Below are 7,584 nucleotides of genomic sequence, written 5' to 3' on the forward strand. Positions count from 1 at the left end.
ATGGAAAGTAAAAAAGAAACATTGGAACGAAAAGATTTACCACAAGAATTAAAATGGGACTTAGAATCTATGTACAAAGATGTAGGAGAATGGGAAAAGGATTATAATAAGGCTAAGGAAATGGCTAAGAATTTTGATTCCCATAAGGGTGAAGCAGTTTCCAGCAGTGAGAATTTATATAATACATTAAAGGATAAAGATGAATTATATAGACTGGCAAGTAATCTATATTCTTATACTCATATGAAATTAGATGAAGATACTAGAGATGGAAAGTCTCAAGCTTTATCAGATAAAGGTTTAAGTCTCTATATAGAAGTAGAAGAAAAGACGTCTTTTTTAGTACCAGAGATATTAACTTTAGATTTGAATGTTTTAGAGAAATATTATGAAGAAAAACCTGAGTTAAAATTATATAAAAAATATATAGATAATATTTTAAGACAAAAGAGTCATGTGCTATCTGCTAGAGAAGAGTCTATATTAGCACAAGTTGGAGAAATAGGTTCTGCACCAGAAAAGATATATTCTATGTTAAGTGATGCAGATTTAAAATTCCCTGTTATAAAGGATGAAGATGGTAAAGATGTGGAGATAACTCATGGAAACTTTATTCCACTGATGGAATCCAAAAATAGAGATGTAAGAAAAAATGCTTTTGAAGCTTTATATAATACTTATGAAGGATTTAAAAATACATTTGCAGCTGCCCTAAGTGGAGATTTAAAGAAAAATATATTTAATGCAAATATTAGAAACTATAAATCAAGCAGAGAAGCTTCCTTAGATACAAATAATATTCCTTTATCTGTATATGATAATTTAATTAATTCTGTTCACAATAATTTAGACAGTATGTATAAATATATGGAAATTAGAAAAAGAGCATTAGAAGTAGAGGAACTTCATATGTATGATTTATATACTCCAATAGTAAAAGATGTAGATTTCAAAATTCCATATAAAGAAGGAGTAGAATTAGTTAAAAAGGCTTTAGTTCCTCTTGGTGAAGAATATATGGATGTAGTAGAAGAAGGATTTAGTTCACGTTGGATAGATGTATATGAAAATAGAGGTAAAAGATCAGGTGCATATTCTAGTGGGTCCTATGATTCTAAACCATTTATATTATTAAATTATCACGATACATTAGACAATGTATTTACTACAGCTCATGAAATGGGTCACTCAATTCATAGCTATTTTACAAGAAAAAATCAACCCTTTGTTTATGGAAATTATTCTATATTTGTAGCCGAGGTTGCATCTACAGCTAATGAATCTTTGCTTATGGACTATATGTTAAAGAATGTAGTGGATAAAAATGAAAGATTATATCTACTAAATCATTATTTAGAAAGTTTTAGAACCACTGTATTTAGACAAACTATGTTTGCAGAGTTTGAAAAGATAATAAATGAACATCTAGAAAAGGGTGAATCATTAACAGCAGACTATTTATGTGAAGAATATAAGAAATTAAATGAACTATATTATGGACCGAGTGTGGTAGTAGATGATGAAATAGCAATAGAGTGGGCAAGAATACCTCATTTCTACTACAACTACTATGTATTCCAATATGCTACAGGATATTCAGCAGCAGTTGCGCTATCTCAAAAGGTACTTGAAGAAGGGAAGGAATCAGTAGATAAATATCTAAACTTCCTAAAGAGCGGAAGTTCAGATTATCCTCTAAACGTGCTAAAGCTGGCAGGAGTAGATATGACCACAGAAGAACCAGTAAACAACGCAATGAAGTTATTTAGTAAATTAGTAGATGAAATGGATAAGTTAATATAGATATAATAAAAAAGATACCAATGCTTGGTATCTTTTTTATGCAAAGAAAAATAAATGTTTAGATTTATTAAAAAATAACGACAGGTTTATTTGAAAGGGAATGTATAAAATGGTAATATGTAAATAGATTGTAATAAATTTGAAAACAAGAGATTTTCAAATAATAATTGAATGGATAGAAAATAAATAAGTTAATATTTAGGAGATTCAATATGAATTTTATTAATTTTATAACAATTTTTATTCCACTAAACTTTATGGCTATGTATTTTTTAATAAAGGTTAGGAATATGTATTTTTTTATACCAATAATCTGTATATTCTATATTAAGATATTCGATTTAGAAAATAAAGCCTATTATAATATTCCAGAAGATTATAAAAAAATTAGGGAGAAATATATTCCGAAAGAATTTAGTGTTTCTTCTGAAAAAACTTTTCTTATGCACTATCTAGATGCTTCGAGGAGAAGGGCAATTCGCAAGAAAAAATATAGAATAAAGATATTTGTGATGGCTACTATATTCATGGTTATTATAACTAAACTATATGGTGAGAAGGCGTTCAGTAGTATTGTAGAATTACTAGCTTATATGACTACTATTATGGTCATATTATGGGTTTCAATAGCACTATACTATGACATTAAATCATATAAAAAGTATATAGAAATATATGGAGAAGCGGAAAAAGAAATTGATAAGTTTCTGATATTGAAAAGTGCTTTACACCTACTAACACAGCTCTTTGCTATTGTTTTTATGCGTATAAGTATAACCAGACTATATAGACCACGGAGAAGGTTCTGGAGAAGGTACTGAATCTAAAAATCAATAGATAAACCCCTTAATTTAAATAATGTAATTAAGGGGTTTTGTTCTATAAGGGGCAGTTTTCTATAAAAACTTACTTCTTAAATTACTCCAATACATATCTTTATCAAAATTTAATTTCTTAATAGTCTTATGGGAAAGCTTTAAATTTATACTGGTGATATTATTATACTTAAACTCAACTCCATCATTTATAATTAAAATAGAATTTTCATATCTAAATTCGGGTTTAATGGATATTGTTATATCTCCAGGAACTACAGCACTATTAGGTAAAGACCGATATACCTTAGAGCTAATAGGAGATAGGGGTGTTAATTGTAAAGTCTTTAGTGATGGATATATTATACTGCCACCACTGGAAAAATTGTATGCTGTACTACCTACTGGTGTAGATATAATTACTCCATCTCCACTGAATTTTTCTAAATAATTGCCATCTAAAGATATTTCCAGATGAACAACTTTAGACTTTATGCCCTTTATAACTATTTCATTTACTCCAGTAAGAAAGAAAGATTTACTTTTAGTACATATCTCTGCACTTACTAATGAAATTTCTTCTACCAAATAATCTTTATTTATATATTTATTAATAAATTCATCTATATTTTCAGGTAGAATTTCTTGGAAAAAGCCTAAGTGTCCAGTATTTATACCGACAAAGGGGATACTTGGAAATTTATTACGGTGTATGGCTCTTAAAAATGCTCCATCTCCTCCCACGCATATATTTAATTCTGCATTATCATTATATTTTTCTGATATATGAAAACCTTTATTTTTAAGTTTATCCGATAAAATTTCAGATGTTTTTTTAGATTCATAGTTATAATTTGAAATAATATTTATTATTCTCACGAATGTACCCCCTAAATGGTTTAGTCTTTAAATTTATATAATATCTGATATAATTAGTTTACCTATATATTATATAATAAACATAAAAAGATTTGGAGGTAAATATGGATTTATTTAAGGAAAGTGAAAACATTGTTACTTTTAAAGTAGATAACCATGATTTAAATTTAGAAGAATTTCTTGTTACTAAGGATTTATCAGGAAGATTATTCAGAAAACTATATAAAGAAAAGAATATTTATGTAAATGGGAAAACTAGAAGAAAAGGACTAAAACTTGAAAAAGGAGATATAGTATCTATTCTCATGGAAAATGAAGAAGAAAATACTATGCCAGAAAAAATGGATATAGATATAGTCTATGAGGACTTTGATTTATTAATTTTAAACAAACAGCCAAATGTTGTAGTGCATCCCACAAAATCCCATCAAGAAAATACTTTGTCTAATGGTATATCATATTACTTTAAAGAAAAGGGAATACAAAAGAAAATTAGATTTGTAAATAGATTAGATATGAATACTACAGGAATTTTAATAGTTGCTAAAAATCCTTTTGCTCATCAGCAAATGGCATTACAATTTGAGTCCAATATGGTAGAAAAAAAATATCAAGCAATAGTTAAAGGAAGTGTAGAAAAAGAGGAAGATTATATAGATTTACCCATTGGAAGGGAAGAGGAAAAAAGTATTAAAAAGACAATAACAGACAACGGACAAGATGCCTTAACTAAATACTCTGTAATAGAAAGATATAGTAATGGTAGTCTTTTAGATGTTCAAATATTTACAGGAAGATCTCACCAGATTAGAGTCCATTTAAATCATATAGGTCATCCCATAATTGGAGATACTTTATATAGTGAAGAAAGTAGTTATATAAACAGACAAGCTCTTCACTCCTATTATTTAAAAATAAAACATCCTAGAACAAAGGAAGATATAGAATTTATTGCACCATTACCAGAAGATATGAAGGGACTAATAAACCATCTAAAGAATAAGTAAATTTACTTATTCTTTAGATGGTTTTCTATTATCCTACTTTTTTTCTTCAGTTTTAGATGTAGGAGTATTTAATACCTTCATTATTTCCATCATAGCATTCATTTCTTTCATCTTATCACTATTTTTTTGACTATCTCCAGTTAGCATAGGTCCAAGAAGGCTCATTAGTTGAGTAGGATCTTTTACTGCATCTTTATTTCCCATTACTGAACTCATCATCCCAAACATTTGTTTATATTTATCCATGTTGACGATAAAATCCATCATCATTCCAAGATTTTTAACTTCTGTATTAGGCGTTTCTTTTTGAATTACATTGACCATTTTACTTATTCTTTCCTTATTATTATCTACAGATATTGGCTCTTTGATATAAACATATTCATCGTTTTTCATGAAATCTGCTAATTCATTTATTTTTATTAATCTTTCAGTAAATAATATTGATTTATTTATCAAAGGTATGTATTGTTCAGGAAAATACGCTCCAACCTTTTTTGCTAATTTAATCTTTTCAGCAGTATATTTAGGGTCTATGTCCATGGAGTTTACAAAATTTCCTAAGGAATTTAATGCAGCCACATCACTTTCTTTATTTTTGCCCATTATTAGTAAAAATAAAAATATTAATATTTTATTATCCAAAATTATCCCTCCCAAATCTAATATAATAACCATTATATGCAAAAAGGAATTAATAGTTGCAGTGCAATTTAGTAATATATTTAATTTAGCTTTCATAAATTAAAATATAAGATAGAAGGGGGTAATGTAATGAAGGAAAAAGATATACAAAAAATTGTAGACAATATAGGTAAATACAATCCTAGTGAGGAAGATATTATGCTAATTGAAAGTTTACAGGATCAATATATGGATAAATCTGATGATGATTTATTTGTAGAAATAATAAGAGTAAATGATGAAATCGAAAATAACCTAAGTCCAGAACAATATGAAGAAATATTTCATAAGCTAGAAAGTATTAGACCAATGTTAAGTGAAGAACAAAATCTAAAATTAGATAAGATACTAAAAATTTTAAATAAGGATTAATATATGAAAGGGCTGACTTTTAAATAGTTGGTCCTTTCTTATTATGGTATTTTAACAAATCTAGGAAATAGACATGGCAATCATAAGGTGCTATAATGTAATAGACATTATGTAAACCAAAAGGAGTGGTTTAATGCAAATAAATAAGAAGTTAAAGTTAGTTCTACTTATGGCTATTTCTATTATCCTATTATCCACTGTGCTATTCTATATGCAAAAGAATAATGAGGTAGAAGATATGCCCTATACCTTATTTTTAAATCACTTGGAGAAAGGATTAGTTGAAGAAGTAGAATTATCTAATAGTGGAAAAATAAAGATAAAGCTTACAAATAATAAAGTTGCTACTACAGATAATCCAAGAACCGACAGATTTAAAGAAGAGCTGTTAATGTATGATGTGAAAGTAATAGAGAAGACTAATGGTGTAAATCAAGCTATACCAATGTTAATACTAGTATCGGCAATGGGATTGATGATATTTTACTTAAATAAGAATATGTCTAAACAGGCTGAGAAAGAAATGACCAAGATGTCACAAATAGATGCAGAGTTATCTAAAAAAAGAATAACTTTTAAAGATGTGGCAGGTAATGAGGAAGCTAAAGAATCTTTAATGGATATGGTAGATTTTATAAAGAATCCAGAGATTTATAACAACTTTGGTGCAAGATTACCTAGAGGAGTCCTTTTATATGGTGCGCCGGGAACAGGAAAAACTCTTATGGCTAAGGCAATGGCAGGAGAGGCAGAAGTTCCTTTTTATGCTGTATCAGGATCTGATTTTGTACAAGTATATGCAGGACTTGGTGCCAGTCGTATAAGAGAGTTATTTAAAAAAGCTAAAGAAGCTGGAAAGTCTGTTATATTTATAGATGAAATAGACTCCCTTGGAAAAAAGAGAAAGTCTGGAGATAATCCTTCAGGAAGTGAGGAAGGGGATAGAACATTAAACGCATTGTTAACAGAGATGTCTGGATTTAAGGATAATGAAGGAATAATAGTAGTTGCAGCAACAAACAGGATAGATATCCTAGATGAGGCTTTATTGAGACCGGGAAGATTTGATAGACAAGTGGAAGTTTCTTTACCAGATGTAAATGGAAGATATGAAATTCTTAAACTACACAGTAGAAATAAACCAGTTGCTAAAAATGTAGATTTAAAAAAGGTTGCATTAGAGACCATTTACTTTAGTGGTGCTAAGCTTGAAAATTTAATGAACGAATCTGCCATTATAGCTGTAAAGGAAAAATCCAAAGAAATTACAATGAATCATATAAATAAAGCATATTATTCAGTATTGGTTGGAGATGAAAAAAAGGATAGGTCAGCAATAAGCCATGTAGATAGAGAAATAACAGCCTATCATGAAGCAGGACACGCTTTGGTGGCAAAGTTAGTAGCAAAGGATAATAGAGTTACTAAAGTAAGTATTATTCCAAGCACAAAGGGTATGGGAGGATTTAGTCTAAACATTCCACCGGATAAAATGTATCAGACTAAAAAAGACATACTAAGAAATGTAATGATTTCATTAGGTGGAAGAGTAGCAGAGGAAATAATATATGGTAAAGAAAATATTACAACAGGAGCTTCTTCAGATTTAGAGAAAGCTACAGATATGACTTTATCTATGATTGGTGTATTTGGTATGGATGAAGAAGTAGGGCTTTTAAACTATAATGTTTTATCTGGTAGGGATATTAATAATGGAGTTTTAATAAAGAGAGCAAAGGATATATTAAATACTCTTTATGAGGATACTATTAACTTATTAAATACTAATATAGATATTTTACATTCTTTAGCAGGAAAGCTTATAGATAAAGAAGTTCTTTATGAAGATGAAATAAACAATATAGTTTACAAATCATAACAAATAATATATTTAGAGTTGATATGAGACAATACATTTGTGACAAGTAAATATGAAAAAAGGAAAGACCTCTGATATAATGTTGTTTACCATAACAAACAAAAATCGGAGGGATCTTTCCTTATGAAAACAATTATAACAGAAG

The 7,584-nt window shown here is 28.6% G+C and carries 7 protein-coding genes; 5 read left to right on the forward strand and 2 right to left on the reverse strand.

The features are described from left to right. Together pepF and FYJ83_RS12185 are read left to right on the forward strand one after the other, a co-directional pair. The gene (pepF, locus tag FYJ83_RS12180) at nt 1–1,803 is read left to right on the forward strand and encodes an oligoendopeptidase F (protein WP_154440854.1); all 1,803 of its coding nucleotides are present in this window, start codon (nt 1–3) and stop codon (nt 1,801–1,803) included. 212 nt (nt 1,804–2,015) lie between these two features. Beyond that, nucleotides 2,016–2,624, forward strand: coding sequence for a hypothetical protein (locus tag FYJ83_RS12185; protein ID WP_154440855.1), 609 nt, complete (start codon nt 2,016–2,018; stop codon nt 2,622–2,624). Nucleotides 2,625–2,699: 75 nt separating this feature from the next. Here the strand turns inward: FYJ83_RS12185 and FYJ83_RS12190 are convergent, their stop codons facing one another. Next, nucleotides 2,700–3,497 carry an NAD(+)/NADH kinase gene (locus FYJ83_RS12190; RefSeq protein WP_216585130.1) on the reverse strand — a complete coding sequence of 266 codons (798 nt, stop codon included), beginning with the start codon at nt 3,495–3,497 and terminating at the stop codon, nt 2,700–2,702. Between the two features lie 104 nt (nt 3,498–3,601). On the opposite strand from FYJ83_RS12190, the gene FYJ83_RS12195 reads away from it, so the two are divergent. Next, nucleotides 3,602–4,504: an RluA family pseudouridine synthase gene (locus FYJ83_RS12195; RefSeq protein WP_154440856.1), complete on the forward strand. Its 903-nt coding sequence runs from the start codon at nt 3,602–3,604 to the stop codon at nt 4,502–4,504. Between the two features lie 33 nt (nt 4,505–4,537). Here the strand turns inward: FYJ83_RS12195 and FYJ83_RS12200 are convergent, their stop codons facing one another. Further along, on the reverse strand, nt 4,538–5,149 hold the full coding sequence (locus FYJ83_RS12200) for a hypothetical protein (RefSeq protein ID WP_154440857.1): 612 nt from the start codon (nt 5,147–5,149) through the stop codon (nt 4,538–4,540). Between the two features lie 129 nt (nt 5,150–5,278). Here FYJ83_RS12200 and FYJ83_RS12205 point away from each other — a divergent pair, with 129 nt between their 5' ends. After that, nucleotides 5,279–5,560 (forward strand): hypothetical protein, encoded by a 282-nt coding sequence (locus tag FYJ83_RS12205; RefSeq protein ID WP_154440858.1) that lies wholly within the window; start codon nt 5,279–5,281, stop codon nt 5,558–5,560. Nucleotides 5,561–5,693: 133 nt separating this feature from the next. After that, nucleotides 5,694–7,439, forward strand: a complete 1,746-nt coding sequence (locus tag FYJ83_RS12210) for an ATP-dependent metallopeptidase FtsH/Yme1/Tma family protein (RefSeq protein WP_154440859.1) — start codon at nt 5,694–5,696, stop codon at nt 7,437–7,439. The last annotated feature ends 145 nt before the right edge of the window (nt 7,440–7,584 follow it).

Source organism: Tissierella pigra (assembly GCF_009695605.1).
Lineage (GTDB): Bacteria > Bacillota > Clostridia > Tissierellales > Tissierellaceae > Tissierella > Tissierella pigra.